Genomic DNA, 23,307 nt, shown 5'->3' on the forward strand with positions numbered 1-23,307 from the left:
GGCACCGCCGGGCCGCTACGTTCCTGCTCGTGCCCCGCACGCAGCCCGTCGACGGGTTCTCCCTCGCGTACGACCGCTCCGGCGCCGGGCCCGCGGTGGTCCTGCTGCACGGCTGGCCCGGCGGCCGGGAGGACTTCCGGCTGGTCGCGCCGCTGCTGGCCGGCGGAGCCGACGTCGTCGTGCCGGACCTGCGCGGGTTCGGCGGCTCCGACCGGCACGACGTCGACCCGGACGACGGGTACTCCGGGGCCGCGCAGGCCCGCAGCATCACCGGGCTGCTCGACGAGCTGGACCTCGGCCCCGTGGTCCTCGCCGGCTACGACATCGGCAGCCGGATCGCCCAGTCGGTGGCGCAGGCGTCACCGGACCGGGTCCGGGCGCTGGTGATCGCCCCGCCGGCGCCCGGCGCGGGACGCCGTGTGCTCGAGCCGGCCGCCCAGGCCGCGTTCTGGTACCAGCACTTCCACCGGCTGCCGGTCGCCCGCGAGCTGCTGGACGGCGATCCGGACGCGGTGCGCAGCTACCTGCGCCACTTCTGGACGACCTGGTCCGGGCCGTCGTGGGCGCCCTCCGAGGAGGACCTGGACCGGCTGACCGCCAGCTACGCGCGGCCGGGTGCCTTCACCAGCTCGATCGGCTGGTACCGCGCCGGACCGGGCATCCTGGCGCGCAGCCTCGCCGAACGTGCACCCGAGCCCGCGGACCGACTCCGCGTCCCGGTGCACGTGCTCTGGCCCAGCTACGACCCGCTGTTCCCGCCGGAGTGGGGCGACCGGCTGGCGGAGTTCTTCGCCGACGTCACCGTCACCCCGCTCCCCGACGCCGGGCACTTCGTCCCGCTCGAGGCACCGGAGGCCTTCGCCGCCGCCGTCCGCGGCGCGCTGGGCGGTCAGCGCCCCGCGCCGCCCAGCGCCGCGTCGAGCCGGGGGTAGACCCGCCGGACGTTGCCCTCGAACACCGCGGCGCGGGCGTCGGCGTCCAGCGCGGCCGCCTCGACGTAGCGGCGGGTGTCGTCGAAGTGGTGCCCGGTCCGCGGGTCGATCCCGCGCACCGCGCCCACCATCTCCGACCCGAACAGGACGTTGCCGGTGTCGATGACGTCCAGCAGCAGGTCGATGCCGGGCTGGTGGTAGACGCAGGTGTCGAAGAAGACGTTGCCCATCACGTTGGTCTCCACCGGCGGCTGCCCCAGCATGTCGGCCAGGCCGCGGTAGCGCCCCCAGTGGTAGGGCACCGCTCCCCCGCCGTGCGGGATGACCAACCGGAGGTCGGGCAGGTCGGTGAACAGGCTGCCCTGCAGCAGCTGCATGAACGCGGTCGTGTCCGCGTTGATGTAGTAGGCGCCGGTCGCGTGGAAGACCGGCGTCGCCGAGCCAGAGACGTGCACCATGGCCGGGACGTCGAGCTCGACCATCGCCTCGTAGAACGGGTACCAGCTCCGGTCGGTCAGCGCCGGGGAGGTCCAGAACCCGCCGCTGGGGTCGGGGTTGAGGTTGCACCCGACGAACCCGAGCTCCTCCACGCAGCGCCGCAGCTCGGCGATCGACCCCTCGATCGGCGCACCCGGGGACTGCGGGAGCTGGCAGACGCCGATGAAGCGGTCGGGGTAGAGGGTGGTGACCCGGTGCACCAGGTCGTTGCTGCGGCGGGTCCACTCCAGGCTCACCGCCGCGTCGCCCAGGTGCGGGCCCATCGCCGAGGCCCGCGGGGAGAACACGGTGAGGTCGATGCCGCGGGCGTCCATCAGCTTGAGCTGGCTGCCCTCGATCGTCTCGCGGATCTCGTCGTCGCTGATCGCGGGGTAGGCCGGTGCCGGGGTGCCCGCCTCCCAGGCGGCGAGCTGCTGCTCCCGCCACGCGGTGTGCGCCGCCGGTGCGGTCGTGTAGTGGCCGTGGCAGTCGATGATCACGCGGTTCCCTCCTGCGCGTCGCGCAGCTCGGTGAGCAGGTCACGGGCGGCGGCGGCGACCCGCGGCCGGACCCCGAGCTCGGTGAGCTGCTCGGTGGCCGCGGCCATCTCGTCGGCCCGCCGGCGGGCGTGCCGGTGGGTGCCGTCGACCAGCCGGTCGATGGTGGCGTCGTCGAAGCCGGCCAGCTCCGCGGAGATGTTGCCGCGCAGCCAGTCGCCGCAGCCGGCGGCGTCGCCGGCGGCGAGCGCCTCCACGACGGCGGCCGCCAGCCCCTTGTAGAAGACGCTGCGCAGCAGCTTGCGGGAGATCGCCTCCCCCACCGGACCCGGCTGCACGGTCACCTCGGCGCCGAGCGGCCCCAGCAGGTCGGCGTACCGCTGCGCGGCCGGCCCGGAGACCAGCATCGGCGTCCGCAGGCCCTTGCCGGGAACCGGCGACATCAGCGCCACGTCGACCACCTCGACGTCGGGGCCGGCCGCCTCGGCGAGGGCGACCTTGACCCCCGGTGCGGCGGTGTTCAGGTCGGCGAAGACCGTGCCCGGCCGCAGCCCGGGCAGAGCACGGGTGAGCGCGGTCAGCGCGTCGTGCGAGCTGTTCGCGCTGAGCACCAGCTCGGCGTCGCGGACCGCGTCGGCCTCGTCGGCGCGGGCGGCCACCCCCGCGACCGACGGCACCCGCGGGTCGTAGCCGCGGACGTCGGCGCCGGCGGCCACCAGGTCCCGGCCGATCGCCGAGCCGGCCTCACCCAGCCCGAGGAGGGCGATCCGGAGGGTCACCGGGCGGCCCCGTGGGCGTCGCCCTCCGGGTCGGTCGCCGGCGACTCCTCCTGCTCCTCCCCGACCGGCGGCGTGCCGTGGGTGTGGAAGGTGGAGATGGTCTGCAGCCCCCAGGCCTGGCCCTTGGCCCGCTCGGCCGCCGACCAGTCGACCGGCTGCCAGTCCGGCGCCAGGACCAGCCGCGCACCGGGGTTGTCCAGCTCGATCCGGTTGCCGGCCGGGTCCCAGACGTAGAGGAAGAAGCTCTGCTGGATGGTGTGCTTGTGCGGCCCGGTCTCGATGTGGACGCCGTGCTCCAGCGCCAGGTCGGCGGCCTTGAGGACGTCGTCCCGGCTGTCGACGGCGAACGACAGGTGGTGCAGCCGGCCCGAGGTGCCGGTGTTGTCCCGGGTCCAGACCGCGTCGTAGCCCTTGTTGGTGAAGGTGAGCCAGCTGCCGGCGACCCCGTCGTCCAGCACGATCTGCTCGGTGATCATCCCGCCGAGGACGTCCCGGGCGAAGTCGCGGTTGGCGACCGGGTCGACGCCGAGGTAGTTGATGTGGTCGATCCGGCGGACGCTCACGCCGCGGCCCGGGTAGGCCTGCGCCTGGTTCTTCAGCGCCGGCACGAGGTCACCGGTCGGCCGGTACCACTCGGTCTCGTAGTAGACGCCCATCTCGTGGCCGTCGGGGTCGGTGAAGACGTAGACCGGGCCGTAGCCGGGGTCGCCGTCCTGCCAGCCCCGGCCCAGGCCGGTCGCCTCGATCGCGGCCACCCGGCGCTGCAGCGCCTCGGGGCTGCCGGCCCGGAAGTTGGTGCGGCCGACGCCCGGCCTCGGGGCGGCCGTGAGCTTGATCGTGGTGTTCTCGTAGTCGTCCCAGGCGCGCAGGAAGACCGAGTCGCCGGACCTGCCGTTCTCGGTCATCCCGAGGTAGCGCACGTAGAAGTCGAGGCACTCCTCGGGCTTGTCGGTGAGCAGCTCGACGTGGGCGAGGTGGGCGATGTCGTGGAGCGGCGGCACGGGGCTCTCCTTCGAGTCGGGTGTCGTTCAGATGGGTCGTGCGGCCCTCCTGCAGGGGCCCGCCGCGAGCCTGCGAGCGGTGGGGGGCAGGAGGGTCCTCCTAGCGCGGGAAGGCCGTGCCGTCGAACAGCTTGCGGGCGGTGCGGACGACGCCGGAGCGGACGGCCCGCGGCGGGGTGGCCTCGGCGTCGACCACGACGTCGACCAGCAGGTGCCCGGTCGGGTGCTCGACGTCGACCTGGGAGGTGCCCGCCGGCCAGTCCGCGGTCAGCTCGTGCCCGACGGCGCCGGGCAGCAGCATGCCGGTGACCACGCTGACCGCGCCCAGCACGCCGATCGAGGTGTGCGGCTGCACCGGGATGAACGAGCGGGTGCACACCTGCCCGCCGTCCCGCGGCGCGGCGAGCAGCACGGTCTTGGGCACCGAGGCCGTGGACACGTCGCCCATGCCCATCAGCTCGGCGGCCTTGCGGCGGAACGCGTCGACGCGCGACAGCAGCGCGGCGTCGGCGGCGAGCTCCTCGTGCGACTCGTGGCCGGTGAGCCCGAACGACCCGGCCAGCGCCAGCACCACGGGCATGCCGTTGTCGACGCAGGTCACCTCGATGCCCTCCACGGTGTCCCGGACGTGCCCGGTGGGCAGCAGCGCGCCGGTGGCCGAGCCCTCGGTGTCGGTGAACGCGAGCACGACCGGCGCGGCCGTGCCGGGCACACCGGCGATCTCGACGTCGCCGTGGTACTCCACCCGGCCCCCCGGCGTCGGGAAGGTGGCGACGGCGACGCTGTCGGAGTTCACCATCCGGATCCGGACGCTGGTCTCGCCGTCGCCGGCGGGCACCAGGCCCCGCTCGACGGCGAACGGCCCGACCCCGGCGAGGATGTTGCCGCAGTTCTGCCGGTCGCTGACCGTGGCCTCGTCGACGCCGAGCTGCAGGAACAGGTAGTCGACGTCGACGTCCGGGTGCTCGGAGCGGGAGAGGACCGCGACCTTGCTGGTCAGCGTGGTCGCGCCTCCCAGCCCGTCGATCTGCCGGGGGTCGGGGGTGCCCATCAGCCGCAGCAGCAGGTCGTCGCGCTCGGCGGGGTCGGCGGGCAGGTCACCCGCCTCGAAGAACAGCCCGCGTGAGGTGCCGCCGCGCAGCATCGTGCAGCGGACCCCGGTGTCGTCGTAGCTCACCGCTCCTCCACCCAGGTCTCGTAGGGGACGTACTCGATGCCGAAGTCCGGCAGCTTCGCCCGCAGGCCGTAGCGGTCCAGCCCCAGCTCGCCGGCCTGGAACGCCGCGCGGCTGGCCGCCTCCTTGTCCAGCCGGGCCCGGGAGGCGGTGAGCGCGCGCGGCACGTCAGCGCGCGGCACCACCATCACGCCGTCGTCGTCGGCGACGACCACGTCACCCGGCGCCACCTGCTGGCCGCCCAGGACGACCGGCACGTTGACCGCCCCCGCGGTGGCCTTCACCGAGCCCTGCGCGCTCACCGCGGTCGACCACGCGGGGAAGCCCATCTCGCGGAGCTCGGTGACGTCGCGGACCCCGCTGCCGAGGACCACGCCGCGCACCCCGCGCTGGGCCAGCGCCGTGGCGAAGAGCTCGCCGAACAGCCCGTCGGTCGACGGGGAGTTGGTCGCGACGACGAGCACGTCGCCCGGGCGGCACTGCTCGACGGCCACGTGGATCATCAGGTTGTCCCCGGGCCAGCACAGCACCGTCACGGCGGTGCCGCCGATCCGCGCGCCCGGCCAGGCCGGCCGGAACGTGGGGCCGAGGTAGCCCACCCGCCCGAGCGCCTCGTGCACGGTGGCGACGCCGAAGCCGCCGAGCGCCTCGGCGTCGGCCGCGTCGGCGCGGGGTGGGTCGGTGACGACGACGTTCCTCATGCTGGTCCTCCGGGGTTGCTGGTCGGCTCGGACAGGGCCGCGACGACGCTGCGGAAGTGGGCGACGGTGGCGGACTCGGCGCCGTCGGGGTCGCCGGCGGCGATCGCGTCGACCACCGCGGTGAGCTCGCCGAGGCTGACCTGCGGCCGGCCCGGGCGGAGCGAGAGCTGGAACTGGTGCCGGACCACCTGGGCCTGCAGCCGGTCGACGAGCCCGGCGGCGACGGGATGGCGGGCGGTGTCGTGCACCAGGCCGTGGAGCTGGGAGATCAGCTCCGAGTACTTGAGCAGGTCGCCGCCGGCCACCGCCTCCCCCATGGCGGCCAGCTGCGCGCGCAGGCGCCCGGCCTGCTCGTCGGTGACCCGCTCGGCGGCCTTACGCGCCAGCAGGCCCTCGAGCACCATCCGGCACTCGGTCGTGGCGACCGCCTCGGCGACCGACACGACGCGGACCCGCGCGCCGCGGTGCGGGATCCGCTCGACCAGGCCGTCGGCGATCAGCACGTCGATGGCCAGCCGGACGCTGCTGCGGTTGACCCCGAGCTGCCCGGCCAGCTCCTCCTCGACCAGCCGGTGGCCGGGGGGCAGGTCACCCCGGGAGATCGCGGTGCGCAGGGCCTGCTCGGCCGCGTCCCGTGCTGCTGCTGCCATCGACTCCTCCTCCCGACGTCCCGACCGTAGGGATCGTCGACAGGATCGTCAACAGTCTCGCCGACATCCCGCGCGGGCGGACGGGACCGCGGTGCGCTATCAAGACCGTGCGGGCCGCCGGCCGGCCGCCCGCCGGGCACCAGAGCACCGGGAGTGCAGATGAGCCAGCCGGACATGCGCGGCAGCGTCGCGCCCGGGACGGTCGTCGTCGTGACCGGCGGTGCGCGCGGCATCGGCGCCGGGCTGAGCCGGTACCTGGCCGCCCAGGGCGCTGCCGTGGTGACCGCCGACGTCGTCGAGCCGGACGACGCGGACGGCGGCATCACGCACCTGCGGGCCGACGTGAGCGACGAGTCGTCGTGGCAGGAGCTGGTGGCGGCGGTCCTCGAGCGGCACGGCCGCATCGACGCGCTGGTCAACAACGCCGCGATCTACCAGGGGCTGGGGACCAAGCGGCCGTTCACCGAGATCACGGTCGAGGAGTGGGACCGGGTCCTGGCGGTGAACACCCGGAGCGTGTGGCTCGGGATGCGCGCCGTGCACCCGGCGATGAAGGCCCAGGGGCGGGGCCGGGTGGTGAACATCGCGTCGTCCACCGTGCACATGGGCGTGCCGTGGTTCGCCCACTACACCGCCTCCAAGGGCGCGGTGATCGCGCTGACCCGCAGCGTGGCCCGGGAGGTCGGCGCGGACGGCATCACGGTCAACGCCGTCGCGCCCGGGCTGGTCGAGACCGACGCCACCCGCGCCCTGAACGACGCGGACTACCTGGCGGCGTCCGCCGGGCGCCGCGCCGTCCCGCGGGCGATGGAGCCCGGCGACCTCGCGCCGGTGGTGTCGTTCCTGTGCTCCGAGGGCAGCGGGTTCGTCACCGGGCAGACGCTGATCGTCGACGGCGGGGTGGCCTTCAGCTGACACCGGCGGGGTCGCCGAGCAGGGTGCTGCGCAGGAAGGCGCTCACCGCCCCCAGGACCGGCGGGGTGTCGAACGCGGGGTCCTCGTGGTTGGCGTCGGCCAGCACGAGCAGCGTCGTCGGGACCCCCTGCACCCGCAGCGCCCGGTGCAGGGCGCGGCTGTGCTCGGCGGGCACCAGCCCGTCCCGGTCCCCGTGCGCCAGCAGGAACGGCGGGGCGCCGGGGTGCACGCGGGTGACCGGGCTCGCCGCCCGGGCCGCGTCCGGCACCTCGCGCACCGACGCGGCGCCCAGCAACCGGGCCTCCTGGGAGGGGACGTCGGGCCGACCGGTGACGAACGGGGGCAGCGGCCCGGCCGGCACGTCGGTGTCGCGCAGGGTGAGGTCGGTGACCGGGAACCAGCAGACGGCGGCCTGCACCGAGCTGTCCCCGAGCTCGGCGTCCCGCTCGTCGGGGCACAGCGCCAGCAGCGCGGCGAGGTGGCCGCCCGCCGACCCGCCCCAGACCCCGACCCGGTCGGCGTCCAGCCCCAGCTCCGCCGCGTTCCCGCGCAGCCACCGGACCGCCGCGCGGGCGTCGTCCAGCGGCGCCGGGAACGTCGCCTCGCCGCTCAGCCGGTACTGCACCGCCGCGATCGCCACACCGGCCTCGGCCACCGGCAGCAGCCGTTCCGCGGCCCGGGCCCCGCGCGACCCGCGCAGCCAGCCGCCCCCGTGCAGCCACAGGCAGAGCGGGGCGGGCCCGGACGCGGGCAGGTACAGGTCCAGCCGCAGCTCGACCCCCGGCTCGCTGCGGTAGACCACGTCCCGCCGCACCGTCACCTCGGGCACGTCAGACCCCGACCCCGGCGGCGACCTCGCGCACGGCGGGGACCACCTCGTCGCGGAACAGCCGGACCGAGCGCAGCGACGCCTCCGGGTCCAGCGACCCCCAGGCGAAGGAGCCGGCGACGTGGTTGACCTCGCCGACCGTGACGGCCTCGGCGACCTGCCGGGACACCGTCTCCGGCGACCCCGCGTACAGCTTGCCCTCGGCGAGCAGCTGGTCGACGTCCAGCGGTCCGCTGTGCCGCGCGTCGCCGTGCAGCCGCCAGAGGTGGGTGAAGGAGGTGTGGTGGTCGGCGAAGGCCGGCCGGAGCAGGTCCAGCGCCTCCTCGTCGGTCGGCGCGACCAGCACGTGCCGCATCATCCCGAACCGCGGCGTCACGCCGGGGAGGCCGTACCGCACCGTCCCGCGCTCGCGGGAGGCCCGGAAGCGGTCGAAGAAGAGCCGGCTCTGCTCCCGGACGGTGGCCAGCGGCGGGGAGAAGAACCCGAAGCCGAAGACCACGTTGTAGCCCTCCTCCCCCAGCCGCGGGATCGAGGCGGGGTTGGACGTCGGGTACCACAGCGGCGGGTGCGGCCGCTGGCGCACCGACACGTGCAGCGGGATCGGCTCGGCGTCGCCGTCCGGCCCCGGGCGCACGAAGACCCCGGTCTCCAGCGCCCGAGGACGGCCGGCATCAGCTCCTCGAAGCGGTCCGCGGCCTGCGCCGGCGTCAGGCCGAACATCGCGGCCTCGTGCGGGGAGGACCCCTTGCCGACGCCGATCTCCAGCCGGCCGCCGCTGAGCTGGTCGAGCATGCAGATCTCCTGCACCAGCCGCAGCGGGTCGTACAGCGGCACGATGAAGGTCGTCGGCGCCAGCCGGATCCGCTCGGTCGCCTGGGCGGCCGCGGCCAGGAACAGCGCCGGCGAGGGGGCCAGGCCCAGCGGGGTGCCGTGGTGCTCGGCCAGGTGGTAGACGCTGAACCCGCCCCGGTCGGCCTCGGTCAGCAGCCGCAACCGGCTCTGGTACACCTCGCCCGGCGTCCTGCCGGGCGCTGCGTCGATCCAGTCGAACAGGCCGAACGTGACGTCCTGCGGCGCGTCCGGCGCTCCGGGACCAAGGGGCATGGTGGGTCCTCGCGGGTGTCGGGGGAACGGCGTGACCGGGGCCCGGGACGGTGTCCCGGGCCCCGGTCACGGGGTGGTCAGTAGGCGGTGACCGGCTTGAAGGCCGCCTGACCGTCGTACTGGACCAGCTGGACGTCGGCGATGGCGGCGTCGTCGTCCGTGGTGGTGTCGACCGTGATGCCGTCGAGCAGCAGCGGCGCCTGGAAGCCGCTGATCGACTTCAGCGAGGTCATGAACGCCTCGCGGGTCGGCTCCTCCATGCCCTGGAACGCCTCGTCGAGCACGGCGCCCTCGGCGTAGCTCCACGCGCAGTGCGGGGTGTACGTCGTGGCGATCTTCGAGCCGTACTTCTCGAACGCGTCGAGGTAGGCCTTCACGTCCTCGTCGTTGGCGAACGCCGGCGAGTTCGGGTTCTTGGAGAACGACGGCGTGTACACGGCCGGGTAGGCCGCCGCGCCACCGGGCTGCAGGATGGTCCCCGGCGTCGAGGTGTTGGACGGCAGGAAGATCCGCGGCAGCCAGCCGAGGGACTGCGCCTTGGTGAGCACGCCGACCTGCAGCGGGGTCACCGAGACCGCGCTCAGCAGCACGTCGGCCTTGCTCGCCGCGAGCTCGGTCACCTGGGCGTCGAGCGTCGTGTCGGTCGGCTCGTAGGTGGCGGAGGCGACGATCTGCACCTGGCTGCCCTCGATGGCCTCGTTCAGGCCGTCCAGGTAGCTCTCGCCGAAGTCGTCGTTCTGGGCGAGGGTGGCCACGGTCAGCGGCTGGTTGGCGTTGGCCAGCAGCTCGCCGAACGCGCGGCCCTCGGTGGCGTAGGTGGGCACGAAGCCCGTCGTCCAGGGGTGCGCCTCCTGGTCGTTGGAGAACGTGCGGGCACCGGTGGTCAGCAGGACCTGGGGCACCTCCTCCTCCTCGGCGATCGGCATCACGGCCGCGTTGGTCGGCGTCCCGAGCGCCCCGACGTAGGCGAAGATGTTGTCGTTGAGCAGCTGGCGGAAGTTGGACACCGCCTTCGCCGGGTCGTAGACGTCGTCGAGGTAGGTGAAGTCGACCGTGCGGGTCTTGCCGTCGCCGAACTCGAACCCGCCGGCGGCGTTCTTGGCCTCGATGTAGGCGTCCAGCCCGGCGATGGTGCAGGAGCCGGGACCGGCGGTCGCGCCGCTGAGCGGGCTGCTGATGCCGATGCTGATCGAGTCGTCGGTGATGCCGGGGCTGGCCGAGTCGTCCGCGCCGGGGCCGCCGGCGGTGCTGTCCCGGGTGCACCCGGAGACGAGCAGCGCAGCGATGCTGACAGTGGCGACCACGCCACTGGCACGCGCCGCGTTTCGGGTCTTCGTCATTGAATCGCCTCTCTCGGTGTTCACGAGTGCTGGTCGGTGGTGGCTGCCGTCGGGGCGGACGCGGTCTGCGCCGCCTCGTCGGAGGTCGTGGGGTGGGCCGGTGGGTGCGCCGGGCGCCGGCGGGAGCTCCGCAGCCGGGCCAGCCGGCGCGGCAGGGACACCAGGCCGGCGGGGAGCAGGAACAGCACCGCGAGCAGGACCACGCCGGAGATCAGCGCGGTGCGGGAGGAGTTCACCTGACCGGCGAGCACCGGCACGAGCACGTAGTACACGGCGCCGAGCGCCGTGCCGACGATGCTCGCCGACCCGCCGATGACCATCGCGGCGACCAGGTTGATCGACGTGGCGAAGACCAGGGTCTCCGGCGACGTGTACTGCACGACGGCCAGGTACATGAACCCGGACACGCCGCCCAGCAGGGACGCGATCGTGAAGGCCAGCACCTTGGTCCGGTACGGCGAGACGCCCATGGACAGCGCCACCGCCTCGTTCTCCTTGACGATGGCGAACGAGCGGCCGATGCGGCCCCGGACCAGGTTGCGGGCCAGCGCGAACGCGACGACGGCGATGAGCACGACGACGTAGTAGCGCCACTGGTCGTTGGCCAGGCCGCTGGACTCCGGTGCCCGCAGCCAGCTGACCACCTGCCCCTGCGAGCCGCCGGTGAACTCGTCGAACCGGCGGGCCAGCGGGACCCCGACGATCGGCAGGGCGAGGGTGATCATGGCCAGCGCGAGCCCGCGCAGCCGGGCCGCGGCGAGCGCCACGAGCATCCCGACCACCGCCGGGACCACCGCGCACAGCAGCAGCGTCAGCGGCCCCGGCCAGTCGTGCAGGATCCCGTACGCCGCGATGTAGGCCCCGAGCCCGAGGAAGGCGCTCTGGCCCAGCGACACCTGGCCGGTGTAGCCCATCACGATGTTGAGGCCGAGGATCGCCACCGCGAACACCGCGATGCTGGAGAGCTGGTAGTTGACGTAGGGGCTGGACACCAGCGGGGCGACGACGAGCGCGATCGCGAGCACCCCGACGAGGGCGACGCCCTTCCAGCGGGAGGTCGCGCGCGGGGCGGTGGTGCTGGTGGTGGCGGGGGACGCCGTGCTGGTGGCCATCAGACGCGCACCGTGACCTTTCGTCCGAAGAGCCCCTGCGGCCGGACGACGAGGATCACGATCACCGCGATGAACGGCACCGCGATCTTCAGGTCGTCGCCGATGAAGTCGAGGTAGGCGCCGGCGAGGTTCTCGATGACGCCGATGAAGGCGGCCGCCACGACGGCGCCGATCGGCGAGTCGAGGCCGCCGAGGATGGCCGACGCCAGCGCGTAGACCAGCACGAAGTCGAGCATCCCGGGGCTGATGAACAGCTGCGGGGCGACCAGCACCCCGGCGATCGCACCGAGCGCGGCGGCCAGGCCCCAGCCGATCATCAGGAGCCGGCTGACCGGCAGGCCGGACAGCGCCGACGACCGGGGGTTGTCGGCGACCGCTCGCATGGCCAGCCCGAGCTTGGTCCCCTGGAACAGCAGCTGCAGCCCCACCATCACCACGAGCAGCACCGCGATCGTGCCGATCGACCGCAGGCTCACGAACACCCCGAGCACGCCGATGGTCTTGTTGGGGAACAGCGACGGGAACGGGTGCGGCTCGTAGCCGAAGAAGAACGCCGACGCACCCGACAGGATCACCAGCAGGGCGATGGTGGCCACCACCGCGGTGTCCGGGTCGCCACCCTCGAAGTGCCGCATCACCCCCCGCTCGAGCAGCGCACCGAGGACGAACCCGAAGACGACCGCCGCGATGAGCGCGAGCAGGACGGGCACCCCGGCCTGGGTCAGCGCGTAGGCCACGAAGGTGGCCGCCACGGCCATGCCGCCCTGGGCGAAGTTGATCAGGGCGGTGGCCCGGTAGACCAGCACGATGGCGAGGGCGATCGCGGCGTAGATCGCGCCGTTCGACAGCCCGTCGACCACGACTTGGATGAAGTACGACACCTAACCCCCCAGGTACGCGCGGCGAACGGCGTCCATGCCCATGAGCTCGTCCCGGCTGCCGTGCAGCGCGACCCGCCCCGTCTCCAGCACCGTGGCGTCGTCCACCACCGAGAACGCGAGGTTCGCGTTCTGCTCGACGACGACCATCGACACCTGCGCCTCGCGGCGCAGCCGGACGACGGCGTCGTACACCCGGCGGGCCGTGCTCGGGGCGAGCCCGAGCGAGGCCTCGTCGAGCAGGATCACCCGCGGCTTGGCCATGAACGCGCGGCCGACCGCCAGCATCTGCTGCTCGCCGCCGGACAGCGCCGCGGCGTTCGACCTCACCCGCTCCTGCAGGTTGGGGAACAGGTCGAGGACGTAGTCGACGTCGGTCGCGATCTGCTTGCGGTCCTTGCGCTGGTAGGCGCCGACGAGCAGGTTCTCCCGCACGCTGAGCTGGCCCAGCGTGCCCCGGCCCTCCGGCACGTGCGCGATGCCCAGGTGCGCCGTCCGGTCCGGTCCCAGGCCGCTGATGTCGCGGCCCTCGAACAGGATCCGGCCGGTGGTGCGCACCGTCCCGCTGATCGCGCGCAGCGTGGTCGTCTTGCCGGCACCGTTGGCGCCCAGCAGCCCGGTCGCCCCGTTCTCCGGCAGCGAGAACGAGATCCCGTGCAGGACCTGCGCGTGACCGTAGGACGCGGTGACGTCCTCGAGCTCAAGCAGACTCATCTGCGGCGGCCTCCTTGCCCAGGTATGCCTCGACCACGCGGCTGTCCGACTGCGCCTCCGCGGCCGTGCCCTCCATCAACTTGGCGCCGTGGTCGAGGACGACCACCCGGTCGGTCAGCGCCGAGATCAGCCCCATGTGGTGCTCGACGACCACGACGGTGAGCTCGAACTCGCGGCGCACCTCGCGGACGGTGCCGATCAGCGCCTCGACCTCGCCGTGCGAGAGGCCGGCCGCCGGCTCGTCGAGCAGCAGCAGCCGGGGCCGGGACAGCAGCGCGCGGCACAACTCGACGCCCTTGTGCAGCCCGTGCGAGAGCTCGTCGGCCGGCATCGAGGCGGCCCAGGCCAGGCCGGTGCGGTCGAGCAGCTCCAGCGCCGTCGCGCGCGCCTCGCGCTCCTGCCGGCGGGTGGCGGGCAGCCGCAGCGACCACGAGACGGGCCCGCCCGGCAGCCAGGAGTGGGCGCCGAGCATGACGTTCTCGAGCACGGTCGCGTCGAGCCGCAGCGCCGGGTGCTGGAACGTCCGGGCCAGCCCGAGCTGCGCCATCCGCCAGGCCCGGGTCCGCACCGTCTCCGTCCCGTTGACGAGGATCGAGCCGGCGGTCGGCTGGTAGTGCCCGCTGATGCAGTTGAACAGCGAGGTCTTCCCGGCACCGTTCGGCCCCACGAGGCCGAGGATGCCGCCTCGCGGCGCGTCGAAGGAGACGCCGTCGAGCACGGTGATGCCGCCGAACCGCAGGGACACGTCCCGCACGCTGAGCGCGGCGTCAGGCGCCTCGGTTCCCGTCGTCGTGGTCATCCTGCCTCTCCGTCGTCGTCGACCACCGGGAGCACCGGGTCGCTGGGGTGGGGTGGTGCGTCCCCGCCGTGGAGGAGGCTACGAGAGGCTAGCTGTGGCGACGGTCACGGCAACGTATCGATCGGTGTGAGCCGGCTCTCAGCGACACATTCGGGACATTTGACCCATCCCCGACCGTCGGGGCGGTGACGAGCCGTGCCCGCGCCCGCCGGTCGCCCCGGCCGGGCGGCACGTCCCCCGCCGCGCGACGGGCGCCGACCGGCGCTCCTTGCTACGTTGCGGTCGTGACGCACGTCACCAGCCGGCGCACCCGCCTCGCCGGCGGGGAGACCGCGAGGCCCCCGGCCGCGCCGATGCGACATCTGACGTAGTCCGGGGGGTCGGATGCGGCCGGGCTCCACCCGCCATCCGGATGTGTCCGGCGCCACGTCCCGCGCCTAGCGTCGGGGCGGGGCTGCGCCCGAGCCGCTGCCGTGCGACGCCGCCACCCGGCGGCGCCGAGAGATGACACGAGGACGGATGCACATGACCGCGAAGAACCTGCAGGAGCTCCTCGACCAGACCGGTGACACCGTCGGGATGCTGCGCAACTCCCAGATCGGCACCTACATCTACCCGGTGGTGCCCTCCGAGTTCACCAACTGGCGCCGCGAGCAGAAGGCCTGGCGGGAGACCGCCGTGCTCTTCGACCAGTCACACCACATGTACAACACCTGGATCTCCGGTCCGGACGCGCTGAAGCTGATCTCCGACACCGGCATCAACAGCGTGGCCAACTTCCCGGTCAACATGGCCAAGCAGTTCGTCCCGGTCTCGCCCGAGGGCGGGGTCATCGGTGACGGGATCCTGTTCCACCTGTCCGAGGACGAGTACGTCTTCGTCGGCCGGGCCCCGGTCGCCAACTGGCTGGAGTTCCAGGGGTCGAAGGGCTACGACGTCGAGGTCCGCAACGACCCGCGCTCGTCCTCGCGGCCGTACGGCAAGGCCGTGAGCCGCGACGTGTGGCGGTTCCAGATCCAGGGCCCGAACGCCTGGCCGGTGATCGAGAAGCTGCACGGCGGCGACCTGGAGCAGCTGAAGTTCTTCCGCATGTCCGAGATGAACATCGGCGGCGAGAAGGTGCGCACCCTGCGGCACGGCATGGCCGGCGCCCCGGGCCTGGAGATCTGGGGCCCGTACGAGTCCTACGAGAAGGTGCGCGACACCATCCTCGAGGCGGGTGCGGAGTTCGGGCTGGAGCCGTGCGGCTCCCGCGCCTACTCCTCCAACACCCTCGAGTCGGGCTGGATCCCCTCGCCGCTGCCGGCGATCTACACCGCCGACGAGCTGCGCGAGTACCGCGAGTGGCTCCCGGCCAACGGGTACGAGGCGACCAACGCGCTGGCCGGCAGCTTCGTCTCCGACAAGATCGAGGACTACTACCTCAACCCGTGGGAGCTCGGCTACGGCTCGTTCGTGAAGTTCGACCACGACTTCATCGGCCGTGAGGCGCTGGAGGCCATCGACCCGGCCACCCAGCGGCGCAAGGTCACCCTCGCCTGGAACGACGAGGACCTGACGAAGGTGCTGGGCGGGATCGTGGCCCCGGCTCCGGGGTACCAGGTGTTCGACCTGCCCAACGCCAACTACGGGTCGTCGAACTTCGACTCGGTCATCGACGCCGACGGCACCGTGGTCGGTGCGTCGCTGTTCACCGGCTACAGCGCCAACGAGCGCAAGGGGCTGTCGCTGGCCACGGTCGACCCGAACGTGCCGGTCGGCGCCGAGGTCCGGGTCGTCTGGGGCGAGCCGGACGGCGGCAGCGGGAAGTCGAACGTCGAACCGCACGAGCAGTTCGCCGTGCGCGCCGTGGTGAGCCCGGCCCCGTACGCGGAGACCGCCCGGACCGAGTACCACGGCGGCTGGCGCAGCGCGGCCGCCAGCTGACCCACCGGTGGTCCGGGGTCGGGTGGCCGCACCGCCACCCGACCCCGGACCGCCCGCACGCCCGCAGCCCGGCCCATCCGCGTCGTCCTGCGGGCAGCAGGTCCCCGGACGACCCCGCACGTCCTGAAGGGACTCCCATGCCGTCGTCCGAGAGCCTCGCGGCCGCGCTCGCCCGAGCGGGCAGCCCGGTCGAGCTCCTCCGCAACCTGGCCTTCCCGCCGAGCACCTTCCCGGTGCAGCCGGAGTTCACCAACTGGCGGACCGAGCAGCGGTCGTGGCTGGAGAGCTGCGCACTGCTCGACCAGTCGCACCACATGCACGACCTGTTCGTCACCGGCCCCGACGCGCTGCGGCTGTTCAGCGACCTCGCCGTCAACAGCTTCGCCGGCTTCGGCCCCGGCAAGGCCAAGCAGTTCGTCGCCGTCGCCCCCGACGGCCACCTGATCGGCGACGCCATCCTCTTCCACCTGGACGAGGGCTCCTTCGACCTGGTGGGGCACCCGATGGTGCTGGACTGGGTGACCTTCCACCTCGAGCGCGGCAGCTACGACGCGACCGCTGAGCGGGACCCGAACTCCGCGCTCCGCGCCTCCGGACCCCCGACGCTGTACCGGTACGAACTGCAGGGCCCCACCGCCCTGGCGCTCCTCGAGCAGGTGACCGGCGCCCCCGTGCCCGACGCGCGGTTCTTCAGCATGGCCGAGTTCACCATCGCCGGCCGGCGCGCACGCGCGCTGCGGCACGGGATGGCCGGCCAGCCGGGCTTCGAGCTCTTCGGCCCGTGGGCGGACGGCGAGGCGGTGCTGGCCGCGCTGCTGGAGGCCGGCGCGGACCACGGCCTGGTGCGGGTCGGCGCCAAGGCGTACTCGACGGCGAACCTCGGGTCGGGCTGGGTGCCCGCGCCGATGGCCGCGCTGTTCGGCGACGACCCGCTGATGGCCGAGTACCGCGAGTGGCTGCCGCTGTCGAAGGTCGGCTCCATCGGCGGCAGCCTCGACTCCTCCGACGTCCGCGACTGGTACCTGACCCCCTACGACGTCGGGTACGGCAAGACGGTCAAGTTCGACCACGACTTCGTCGGCCGCGCGGCCTTGGAGCAGCTGGCGCAGACCCCGCCGCCGCGGACCAAGGTCACCCTGGTGTGGGACGCCGACGACGTCACCGCCGCGATCGGCTCGCTGTACCGGCCGGGCCCGGGCGCGAAGTACATCGAGATGCCCAAGGCCCGCTACGCCACCCACCACGAGGACCTGGTCCTCAAGGACGGCGAGCGGGTGGGCGTCTCGCTGGACTGCGGCTACCTCGCCAACGAGCGTCAGATGGTCTCGCTGGCCACCGTCGACACCGCGCTGGCCGAGCCCGGCACAGAGGTGACCGTCGTCTGGGGCGAGCAGCCGGTCTCGGCCAAGCCGGCGGTCGAGGACCACCAGCAGGTCCGGATCCGCGCCGTCGTGGCCCCCTGCCCCTACGACGCCCGGGACACCTACCGGGCGCGCTGACCCCCGGCACGCGCAGCGGCCCCCGGACACGTCGTCCGGGGGCCGCTGTGCGTCGTGCTCAGCCGGGCTGGGAGCCCCGGTTGTCGAACAGCGCGATGCCGGCGGCGGTGTTGGACGCCGGGACGAAGTAGTCCGAGTGGACCTTGGTGATCTCGTCGTCCAGCGCCCCGCGCATCACCAGCCACATGATCAGCTCGATCCCCTCGGCGCCGGCCTGCCGGATCAGCTCCTCGCGGGAGAGGGCGGCGAGCGCCGCGGGATCGGTCTGGATCTGCTCCATCCAGCGGGCGTCGAACTCGGGGTTGATGAACCCCGCCCGGGCCCCGGCCAGCTGGTGGGACATGCCGCCGGTGCCGAGCACGCCGACCGTGAGGTCCTCGGGGTAGCTGCGGATGGCCCGGCCCAGGGCCTGGCCGAGCGCGTAGCAGCGCGCGGCGGTGGGCTGCGGGTACTGGATGACGTTGACCAGCAGCGGGATCACCGGGCACGGCCACGCGTCGCCCGGGTCCGGCGTCCACACCGACAGCGGCACGGTGAAGCCGTGGTCGACGTGCAGCTCCTGGAAGACGGTGAGGTCGAACTCCTCGTCGACCAGGCTCTCCACCAGGTGCAGGGCGAGCTCGGGGTGCCCCACGACGTCGGGCACCGGACGCCGGCCGAAGCCCTCGTCGGCCACCTCGTACTGCTCGGCCGTGCCGAGCCCGAAGGTCGGGACGAAGTCCAGGTCGATGCCGTTGGCGTGGTCGTTGTAGACGACGATCGCCACGTCGGGCCGGTGCTCGGCCAGCCACGCCCGCGCCGGGGCGTAGCCGTCGAACAGCGCCTTCCAGTTCGGGTCCTCGGTCTTGCCGCGGTCCATCGCCGCCCCGATCGAGGGGACGTGCGAGGTCGCCAGACCCCAGATGACGTCAGCCATCGCGACGGCCTCCAGCCCTCATCGCGGCCAGGAAGTCCTCCTCGCCCATGCCGGTGAACACACCGCCCAGGTACTGCATCGAGCGGCCGTCCATCATGGCCAGCTTGTAGACGTAGAAGATGCTGCCGCCCAGGTCGATCATCGCCTGCCAGTCGCGGTCCAGCACCGCCTGCTGCTGCTCGGGGGTGAGCCCGAAGCCCTGGCAGTAGGCCGCCTCGTCGGCGAGGAAGCGCTCCCGGTTCTCGGCCGTGCGCAGGCTCATGAAGAGCTTGTTCATCCGCAGGCCGCGCCGGCTGGTCTCGCCGTCGAAGATCGGTGTGCCCGGCAGCCCGAACCGGTCGGGCGCGGTGTCGCTCATGGACGTTCCTCTCTGGCGGGCGCCCGTGGCGGTGCCCGCGGTCACGTGCGCTCCTGCGGGTGGGTGGCCAGCGCCTCGACCGTGACGTCGAGCCAGGGTGCCATCGGCAGCGACATCAGCGCGTCGTGCAGCGCCGCCGGGTCCGCGGCCTCGTAGAGCCCGACGGTCGCGTTCCGGCCGGGCACCCGCCACAACCGCTTCAGCACCCCGGCGGCGCGCAGCTCCACCGCCCGCGCGCGCTCGGCGGTCCGCAGCTCCTCCCGCCGCTCGGCGGGCGTCTCGGGGGGCAACCGGTTCTCCGACCGGACCAGGAACTCCACGTCAGGCCTCCTTCTCCGCGGCGAGGGCCGGCACCCGGCCGGCCAGGTCGAGCAGCGCGTCGGCCAGCTCCGCGGGGGCGGTGACCATCGCCTCGTGGCCGGTGGCCAGCTCGCGCACCGGCCAGCCGCGCTCGCGGGCGCGGTCGGCCTGGCCGGCGAACACCCGCATCCAGCTGACGCACTCGACGAAGCCGGCCGGGACGGCGTCGACCGCGCCGGTCAGCCGCAGCGGGTCGGTGTAGGTCTTCCACGGGTGCGGCGTCAGCTTCGGCAGCAACCAGTCGACGTCGGCCTGCTCGGTCACCCCGAGCACCGACAGCTTGCGCACCGGCACCAGCCAGCCGAAGCCCTGCTCGGCCGCGGACTCCGCCCAGTGGTGCTCCACGGTGGCCGGCAGCAGGTCCCGCGCCGCCTCGCCGTCGTCGCCGACGAAGGCGTCCAGGTAGACCCGCTGGGCGATGGCCCCGGGCAGCCGGTCGGCCACCGCGGTCACCACCTGCCCCGCGTAGCTGTGCCCCACCAGGACGACGTCGGTGAGCCCGAGCACCTCGACCAGCCGGACGACGTCCTCGACGTGGGTGTCCAGGCCCACCAGCGGGGAGAGCAGGTGCCCGCGCTCGGACAGCCCGGTCAGCGTGGGGGCGTGCACCTCGTGCCCGGCCGCGCGCAGCAGCGGGGCCACCCGGTCCCAGCACCACCCCCCGTGCCAGGCACCGTGCACGAGGACGAACGTGGTCATGGCTCCCCTGTCCTGGCGACCCGCGGCGGCCGCGCGCGGATGTGGTCCCGAGCACGATAAGCCCCGCGGCGCGCCGCCGGATCCGCCCGATGTCACGGGGCGGCGACCGCCGCCGCACGGACCCGCTACGTCATCCGTCGTGGCCCGGGGACGCCGCTGGTCACCGGGGCAGGACGAGCCCCTCCTTGACCGCGAGCAGGGCGGCCTGCGTGCGCGAGGTGAGCCCCATCTTGGTGAGCAGGTGGCTGACGTGCGTCCGCGCCGTGCGCTCGCTGATGACGAGGTGCTCGGCGATGTCCTTGTTCGACCTGCCCTCGGCGATCAGCACCAGCACCTCCTTCTCCCGCGCGGTGAGGACGCCGAGCCCGGTGCGCGGCGCCCGCATCTCCTGGGTGAGCCGGCGGGTGACCGCCGCGTCGAGGAAGACCTCGTCGCGGACCGCCGCCCGCAGCGCCGCGTCGACCTCGGCGGGTCCGGCGTCCTTGAGCAGGTAGCCCGACGCCCCGCTCTCCAGCGCCGCGTGCACCCGCTCGGTCTCCCCGAAGCTGGTGAGGATGACCACCTTCAGCTGCGGGAACCGGCGCAGCACCTCGCCGGTGGCGGTGACGCCGTCCATGCCGGGCATCTGCAGGTCCATCAGCACGACGTCGGGCAGCTCGCCGTGGGCGGCCGCCCGGGCCAGCCGGTCCAGGGCCTCCCGCCCGTCACCTGCCTCCCCCGCCACCTCGACGTCCTCGAGCGCCTCCAGGTAGGCGACGACACCGCGGCGCACGACCGCGTGGTCGTCGACCACGAGCACCCGGATCGGGTCCGGGGCCGTCACCGGCCCGGCTCCGGGTCGAACGCCGGCACCGAGGTCGGCAGCGGGAGGCTGAGCAGCACGCTGGTCCCGCCGTCGTCGCGCCGGCGGACCCGGACCCCGCCACCCCAGCGGGCCGCCCGCTCCCGCATCACGGTCATGCCGAGGCCGCTGGAGCCGGAGCGGCTGGACGCGGAGCCGCCGGGCTCCGCCGCGGTGCGGCCGTCGAACCCGCACCCGTCGTCGGTGACCTCGGCGACCACGTGCTGCCGGCCGTCGCGGGGGGCCACCACCAGCCGGGTGTGGATCCGGGTGGCGTCGGCGTGCTTGATGCTGTTGTGCAGCGCCTCGGCGACGACGCGGTAGACGTCCTCGAGCAGGTCGGCGTCGACCGCGGCGAGGGCGTCGTCGGGATCGGCGTACTCGAGCTGGACGTCGACGCCGGTGCGAGCCGCCGTGGAGTCGACCAGGGAGCGCAGGGCCGAGGCCAGGCCCTGCGCCGAGGTGGCCGCCGGCCGCAGCTCCACGACCATGCCGCGCAGGTCGGCCAGCACGTCGGCGGCGCTGGTGCTCAGGTCGTCGGCCACCTGGGCGACCTTCTCCGGGGCCGGCGGCAGGCCGCGGGCGACGAGCACGCCCAGCGACCTCGCCTGCATCATCATCGAGAACACCTGCTGCACCACCGAGTCGTGCAGGTCGCGGGCCAGCTTCTGGCGCTCCTCGCGCCGGGCCACGTCCCGTTCCCGCTCCAGCAGCGCGGCCTGGTCCACCGCCATCGCCGCCTGCTCGGCCATGGCCAGCAGGAACTCCAGCTCGGTGTCCCCGACGACCCGGCCCGGGGCGAAGAAGGCGTTCAGGATGCCGACCGGCTCCCCCCGGGCCAGGAGCGGGACGCTGACGAACCAGTCCCAGCGGGGGTGGCGCATGAAGTCGTGCAGCGGCCCCCAGGCCGGGTCCTGCATGACCGCGTCGTACCGGTCCGGGACGACGACCGGCTCGCGGGTGCTGAGCGCGTCCAGCATCCGCAGCCGGGCGCCCAGGGCCCGGCACTGCATCAGCCGGTCGAAGAACTCGTCGGAGCGGCCGAACCCGGCCGAGCCCATGACGTGCAGCCGGTTCCCCGACCCGTTGACCGTCAGCACCTGCACGCCGGCGAGCGCGTCGGTGCGCGCCACCTCCTGGGCGAGCACCTCCAGCGTGCCGATCAGCGAGCGCTTGGAGGCCACGCTGGACGCGGCCTTGGCGATCGCGGCCAGCCGGCGCTCGCGCAGCAGGCTCAGCGTCACGTCCCGGAAGGACACGACCCAGCGCTGCTCGCCGGGCACCTGGGAGACGACGTAGGCGAAGTCCCGCCGGAGCCCGGGCGAGGGCTCCCACTCCAGGACGAGCTCGCCCGGCCGGCCGGCGACCGCCGGGTCACCCGGTGGCGGGAACGGGGACCGGGCACCGGCCACGGCGCCCGGCCGGAGGCCGCAGAGCCGGACCGCGGCGGGGTTGGCGTCCAGGAACCGCGCGTCGGCGTCGATGACGGCGAGCCCGTCGGGGGCGTGCGCCACCACCTCGCCGGCGCAGGGAGGTGCCGCGGCCGACGTGCTGACGGCGGCCGGTCCTGTGCGTCCCACGCGCCTCTCCTCCCTGTCGACGTCCTGCTGTGGTGCAGCCCACTGCTGCCCTGATGCTGGCACGCCGGGCGCGTCGCGGGTACGGCGGACCTGCCGGACCACCCGCCGGGGTGGCCGCCCCGCGACGATTGACGTACGGCCCGCGGGCGAAGTGGTGGGACCGGAGCCGTCATGTCACCGTGCCGGTACGGGGTGGCACAGGTCACGATGGTGGTGCGCTGGACACGACCGCCGCCCGGGCGCACCGGGTGGTGCGTGCCGGTGCCCGGTGCGCACCGCCCCCGCCGGAGAGAGCAGGCTCGCCGCACAGGAGGAAGGCCAACCGATGAAGCGCTCGCTGACCGCACGGGACCCCGCCACCCGGGCCTCGCTGAGGCAGGTCTTCCAGGAGCTCGGCTTCGAGGTCATCCCGTTCAAGAAGACCGAGGAGCAGGTGCTCCAGCACGTGCCCAAGGACGTCCGGCTGACGGTCACCGCCTCGCCCGCCAAGGGCCAGGACGCCACCGTCGACCTGACCGTCAAGCTGGTCGGCCACGGCTACTCGGTGGCACCGCACCTGTCCGCCCAGCAGGTCCGCGACCGCGCGCACCTGGCCGACGTCGTCGCCCGTTGCCGCGAGGCCGGGGTCACCGACGTCTTCGTCGTCGGCGGCGACCCGAGCGACACCCCCACCGAGTTCAAGGACGCGCTGGCGCTGCTCACCGCGCTGCACGAACTCGACCACGGGTTCGCCGACATCGGGATCGGCGGCCACCCCGAGGGCCACCCGTCCGTCTCGCCCGAGGTGCTGTTCCAGGCGCTCAAGGACAAGGCCGCGATGGCGACGCACATCAAGACCCAGATCGTGTTCGACCCGAAGCTGATCCTCGACTGGGCGCGGGAGCTGAAGAACCGCGGCATCGACCTGCCGGTGCACGTCGGCGTGCCCGGGGCGGTGCACCGGCAGAAGCTGCTGCGGGTCTCCGGCGGGCTGGGCGTCGGCGAGTCGGCGAAGTTCTTGAAGAAGCAGCAGAACCTGCTGTGGCGCTTCTTCATCCCCGGCGGCTACAGCCCGGACAAGATCATCAAGGGCCTGGCCCCGCACATCGGCAAGCCCGACAACCACATCGAGGGCTTCCACGTCTTCACCTTCAACGACCTCGGGCCCACCGAGGCCTGGCGGGAGCAGACGCTGCGGTCGCTGGCGTGACCCGCCTCCCGGGCCCCTCCCCCACCCCCTCCAGGAG

The 23,307-nt window shown here is 73.6% G+C and carries 24 protein-coding genes and 1 pseudogene; 5 read left to right on the top strand and 20 right to left on the bottom strand.

What is annotated here, in order from left to right:
* The first annotated feature begins 29 nt into the window (after positions 1-29).
* Positions 30-932: an alpha/beta fold hydrolase gene (locus MODMU_RS13570; RefSeq protein ID WP_014740845.1), complete on the top strand. Its 903-nt coding sequence runs from the start codon at positions 30-32 to the stop codon at positions 930-932.
* On the opposite strand, the gene MODMU_RS13575 is transcribed toward MODMU_RS13570, so the two are convergent.
* The 6 genes from MODMU_RS13575 to MODMU_RS13600 form a co-directional block, all read right to left on the bottom strand.
* Positions 890-1,909, bottom strand: coding sequence for an amidohydrolase family protein (locus MODMU_RS13575; protein ID WP_014740846.1), 1,020 nt, complete (start codon positions 1,907-1,909; stop codon positions 890-892). The two genes, MODMU_RS13570 and MODMU_RS13575, sit on opposite strands and share 43 nt — an antisense overlap.
* A complete protein-coding gene (locus MODMU_RS13580) occupies positions 1,906-2,685 on the bottom strand; it encodes an NAD(P)-dependent oxidoreductase (protein WP_014740847.1) in 780 nt (259 codons plus the stop codon). Before MODMU_RS13580 ends, MODMU_RS13575 begins: the two co-directional genes overlap by 4 nt.
* Positions 2,682-3,686, bottom strand: a complete 1,005-nt coding sequence (locus tag MODMU_RS13585) for a VOC family protein (protein ID WP_014740848.1) — start codon at positions 3,684-3,686, stop codon at positions 2,682-2,684. The genes MODMU_RS13580 and MODMU_RS13585 overlap by 4 nt, the downstream gene beginning before the upstream one ends.
* 100 nt (positions 3,687-3,786) lie before the next feature.
* Entirely contained in the window at positions 3,787-4,863 is a 1,077-nt protein-coding gene (locus tag MODMU_RS13590) for a 4-oxalomesaconate tautomerase (protein ID WP_014740849.1), read from the bottom strand.
* Positions 4,860-5,561: a 4-carboxy-4-hydroxy-2-oxoadipate aldolase/oxaloacetate decarboxylase gene (locus tag MODMU_RS13595; protein WP_014740850.1), complete on the bottom strand. Its 702-nt coding sequence runs from the start codon at positions 5,559-5,561 to the stop codon at positions 4,860-4,862. Before MODMU_RS13595 ends, MODMU_RS13590 begins: the two co-directional genes overlap by 4 nt.
* A complete protein-coding gene (locus MODMU_RS13600; protein ID WP_014740851.1) occupies positions 5,558-6,211 on the bottom strand; it encodes a GntR family transcriptional regulator in 654 nt (217 codons plus the stop codon). Before MODMU_RS13600 ends, MODMU_RS13595 begins: the two co-directional genes overlap by 4 nt.
* Before the next feature lie 159 nt (positions 6,212-6,370).
* Here MODMU_RS13600 and MODMU_RS13605 point away from each other — a divergent pair, with 159 nt between their 5' ends.
* Positions 6,371-7,126 carry an SDR family NAD(P)-dependent oxidoreductase gene (locus MODMU_RS13605; RefSeq protein WP_197537324.1) on the top strand — a complete coding sequence of 252 codons (756 nt, stop codon included), beginning with the start codon at positions 6,371-6,373 and terminating at the stop codon, positions 7,124-7,126.
* Here the strand turns inward: MODMU_RS13605 and MODMU_RS13610 are convergent.
* From MODMU_RS13610 to MODMU_RS13645, 8 genes and pseudogenes are all read right to left on the bottom strand, one after another.
* Positions 7,119-7,955 (bottom strand): alpha/beta hydrolase, encoded by an 837-nt coding sequence (locus MODMU_RS13610; RefSeq protein ID WP_014740853.1) that lies wholly within the window; start codon positions 7,953-7,955, stop codon positions 7,119-7,121. The two genes, MODMU_RS13605 and MODMU_RS13610, sit on opposite strands and share 8 nt — an antisense overlap.
* A 1-nt stretch (position 7,956) precedes the next feature.
* Positions 7,957-8,589 (bottom strand): LLM class flavin-dependent oxidoreductase, encoded by a 633-nt coding sequence (locus MODMU_RS29525; RefSeq protein ID WP_014740854.1) that lies wholly within the window; start codon positions 8,587-8,589, stop codon positions 7,957-7,959.
* 32 nt (positions 8,590-8,621) lie between these two features.
* Positions 8,622-9,059, bottom strand: a pseudogene (locus MODMU_RS30330) (LLM class flavin-dependent oxidoreductase); the annotation flags it as partial.
* A 77-nt stretch (positions 9,060-9,136) separates the two neighbouring features.
* The gene (locus MODMU_RS13625) at positions 9,137-10,399 is read right to left on the bottom strand and encodes an ABC transporter substrate-binding protein (protein ID WP_014740856.1); all 1,263 of its coding nucleotides are present in this window, start codon (positions 10,397-10,399) and stop codon (positions 9,137-9,139) included.
* Positions 10,400-10,419: 20 nt separating this feature from the next.
* Entirely contained in the window at positions 10,420-11,511 is a 1,092-nt protein-coding gene (locus MODMU_RS13630; protein ID WP_014740857.1) for a branched-chain amino acid ABC transporter permease, read from the bottom strand.
* Entirely contained in the window at positions 11,511-12,392 is an 882-nt protein-coding gene (locus MODMU_RS13635; RefSeq protein WP_014740858.1) for a branched-chain amino acid ABC transporter permease, read from the bottom strand. Before MODMU_RS13635 ends, MODMU_RS13630 begins: the two co-directional genes overlap by 1 nt.
* Positions 12,393-13,103, bottom strand: a complete 711-nt coding sequence (locus tag MODMU_RS13640) for an ABC transporter ATP-binding protein (RefSeq protein WP_014740859.1) — start codon at positions 13,101-13,103, stop codon at positions 12,393-12,395. It lies immediately after the preceding gene.
* Positions 13,090-13,902 (bottom strand): ABC transporter ATP-binding protein, encoded by an 813-nt coding sequence (locus MODMU_RS13645; RefSeq protein WP_014740860.1) that lies wholly within the window; start codon positions 13,900-13,902, stop codon positions 13,090-13,092. Before MODMU_RS13645 ends, MODMU_RS13640 begins: the two co-directional genes overlap by 14 nt.
* A gap of 525 nt (positions 13,903-14,427) precedes the next feature.
* Here MODMU_RS13645 and ligM point away from each other — a divergent pair.
* Together ligM and MODMU_RS13655 are read left to right on the top strand one after the other, a co-directional pair.
* The gene (gene ligM, locus MODMU_RS13650) at positions 14,428-15,828 is read left to right on the top strand and encodes a vanillate/3-O-methylgallate O-demethylase (RefSeq protein WP_041795270.1); all 1,401 of its coding nucleotides are present in this window, start codon (positions 14,428-14,430) and stop codon (positions 15,826-15,828) included.
* 137 nt (positions 15,829-15,965) lie between these two features.
* Positions 15,966-17,327 (top strand): aminomethyltransferase family protein, encoded by a 1,362-nt coding sequence (locus tag MODMU_RS13655; RefSeq protein ID WP_014740863.1) that lies wholly within the window; start codon positions 15,966-15,968, stop codon positions 17,325-17,327.
* 58 nt (positions 17,328-17,385) lie between these two features.
* On the opposite strand, the gene MODMU_RS13660 is transcribed toward MODMU_RS13655, so the two are convergent.
* The 6 genes from MODMU_RS13660 to MODMU_RS13685 all read right to left on the bottom strand — a co-directional run bounded on the left by MODMU_RS13660 (position 17,386) and on the right by MODMU_RS13685 (position 22,081).
* A complete protein-coding gene (locus tag MODMU_RS13660; RefSeq protein WP_014740864.1) occupies positions 17,386-18,243 on the bottom strand; it encodes a class III extradiol dioxygenase family protein in 858 nt (285 codons plus the stop codon).
* A complete protein-coding gene (ligA, locus tag MODMU_RS13665) occupies positions 18,236-18,601 on the bottom strand; it encodes a protocatechuate 4,5-dioxygenase subunit alpha (protein ID WP_014740865.1) in 366 nt (121 codons plus the stop codon). The genes MODMU_RS13660 and ligA overlap by 8 nt, the downstream gene beginning before the upstream one ends.
* Positions 18,602-18,642: 41 nt before the next feature.
* Positions 18,643-18,921 (bottom strand): muconolactone Delta-isomerase family protein, encoded by a 279-nt coding sequence (locus MODMU_RS13670; protein WP_014740866.1) that lies wholly within the window; start codon positions 18,919-18,921, stop codon positions 18,643-18,645.
* A gap of 1 nt (position 18,922) precedes the next feature.
* Positions 18,923-19,660 carry an alpha/beta hydrolase gene (locus tag MODMU_RS13675; protein WP_014740867.1) on the bottom strand — a complete coding sequence of 246 codons (738 nt, stop codon included), beginning with the start codon at positions 19,658-19,660 and terminating at the stop codon, positions 18,923-18,925.
* 160 nt (positions 19,661-19,820) lie between these two features.
* Positions 19,821-20,483, bottom strand: a complete 663-nt coding sequence (locus MODMU_RS13680; RefSeq protein ID WP_014740868.1) for a response regulator — start codon at positions 20,481-20,483, stop codon at positions 19,821-19,823.
* Positions 20,480-22,081, bottom strand: coding sequence for a sensor histidine kinase (locus MODMU_RS13685; protein WP_014740869.1), 1,602 nt, complete (start codon positions 22,079-22,081; stop codon positions 20,480-20,482). Before MODMU_RS13685 ends, MODMU_RS13680 begins: the two co-directional genes overlap by 4 nt.
* 325 nt (positions 22,082-22,406) lie before the next feature.
* Here MODMU_RS13685 and MODMU_RS13690 point away from each other — a divergent pair, with 325 nt between their 5' ends.
* Entirely contained in the window at positions 22,407-23,270 is an 864-nt protein-coding gene (locus MODMU_RS13690; protein ID WP_051143988.1) for a methylenetetrahydrofolate reductase, read from the top strand.
* Positions 23,271-23,307: the final 37 nt, after the last annotated feature.

The organism is Modestobacter italicus (assembly GCF_000306785.1).
GTDB classification, from domain to species: domain Bacteria; phylum Actinomycetota; class Actinomycetes; order Mycobacteriales; family Geodermatophilaceae; genus Modestobacter; species Modestobacter italicus.

Bases quoted from the DNA above. Each gene is read 5' to 3' on its own strand.
- MODMU_RS13595 (WP_014740850.1), bottom strand. From the start codon at position 5,561: ATGAGGAACGTCGTCGTCACCGACCCACCCCGCGCCGACGCGGCCGAC.
- MODMU_RS13600 (WP_014740851.1), bottom strand. From the start codon at position 6,211: ATGGCAGCAGCAGCACGGGACGCGGCCGAGCAGGCCCTGCGCACCGCG.
- MODMU_RS13605 (WP_197537324.1), top strand. From the start codon at position 6,371: ATGAGCCAGCCGGACATGCGCGGCAGCGTCGCGCCCGGGACGGTCGTC.
- MODMU_RS13625 (WP_014740856.1), bottom strand. From the start codon at position 10,399: ATGACGAAGACCCGAAACGCGGCGCGTGCCAGTGGCGTGGTCGCCACT.
- MODMU_RS13630 (WP_014740857.1), bottom strand. From the start codon at position 11,511: ATGGCCACCAGCACGGCGTCCCCCGCCACCACCAGCACCACCGCCCCG.
- MODMU_RS13640 (WP_014740859.1), bottom strand. From the start codon at position 13,103: ATGAGTCTGCTTGAGCTCGAGGACGTCACCGCGTCCTACGGTCACGCG.
- MODMU_RS13645 (WP_014740860.1), bottom strand. From the start codon at position 13,902: ATGACCACGACGACGGGAACCGAGGCGCCTGACGCCGCGCTCAGCGTG.
- ligM (WP_041795270.1), top strand. From the start codon at position 14,428: ATGACCGCGAAGAACCTGCAGGAGCTCCTCGACCAGACCGGTGACACC.
- MODMU_RS13655 (WP_014740863.1), top strand. From the start codon at position 15,966: ATGCCGTCGTCCGAGAGCCTCGCGGCCGCGCTCGCCCGAGCGGGCAGC.
- MODMU_RS13660 (WP_014740864.1), bottom strand. From the start codon at position 18,243: ATGGCTGACGTCATCTGGGGTCTGGCGACCTCGCACGTCCCCTCGATC.
- ligA (WP_014740865.1), bottom strand. From the start codon at position 18,601: ATGAGCGACACCGCGCCCGACCGGTTCGGGCTGCCGGGCACACCGATC.
- MODMU_RS13675 (WP_014740867.1), bottom strand. From the start codon at position 19,660: ATGACCACGTTCGTCCTCGTGCACGGTGCCTGGCACGGGGGGTGGTGC.
- MODMU_RS13690 (WP_051143988.1), top strand. From the start codon at position 22,407: ATGAAGCGCTCGCTGACCGCACGGGACCCCGCCACCCGGGCCTCGCTG.